The 655-nt window shown below is 49.2% G+C and carries 1 protein-coding gene; it reads right to left on the reverse strand.

Features of this window, described 5'->3' with window-relative positions; all coding sequences use genetic code 11:
- A partial coding sequence (locus tag A3756_RS21945; RefSeq protein WP_231875607.1) for an HAD-IC family P-type ATPase occupies window positions 1–620 on the reverse strand: 620 nt, incomplete at its 3' end.
- Window positions 621–655: the final 35 nt, after the last annotated feature.

Below are 655 nucleotides of genomic sequence, written 5' to 3' on the forward strand. Positions count from 1 at the left end.
AGGACAATCACAACCAGGCATATAAACACAATACTGATAGCGAGACGCTTACTGAATAGGGCTAGCCTATTCTGGAGTGGCGTATGGCTCTGTTTAGCGCTTTTTAGCAATGAGGCTATTTTCCCCAGCTCGGTTTCCATGCCTGTGGCAGTGACAATGCATTGAGCTGAGCCCCTGTTGATCTGAGTGCCTTTGAATAGCATATTGCTGCGCTCAGCGAGCAAGGTATCTTCGTGTTCAAGTGCTTCGACACGTTTATCAACACCAAGAGATTCACCTGTCAGTGATGATTCATCACACTCAATATCCTTGCCCTCGACAAGGCGAACATCGGCAGGCACTACGTTGCCGGCCTCCAGGCTAATAATATCGCCAGGGACGAGTTGCGTGCTGGAAATAGTCTGCCATTTGCTATCGCGTAAAGTCAGCGTCTCGAGTGTCGCCATGGCTCTAAGAGAAGCCATCGCTTTTTCAGCCCGGAATTCTTGAAAAGCGCCCAATATTGCATTGAGGCCAATAATACAAAGGATAATAAGTGTATCCACGGCTTCACCGACTAGACCGGAAATCGCCGCCGCGCAGAGTAGCACCATAATCATTACATCCTGAAACTGAGCCATGATCACCTTCCACCAAGGGCTGGTGTTGGCCTGTT

The sequence above is a fragment of the Oleiphilus sp. HI0086 genome, from assembly GCF_001635225.1.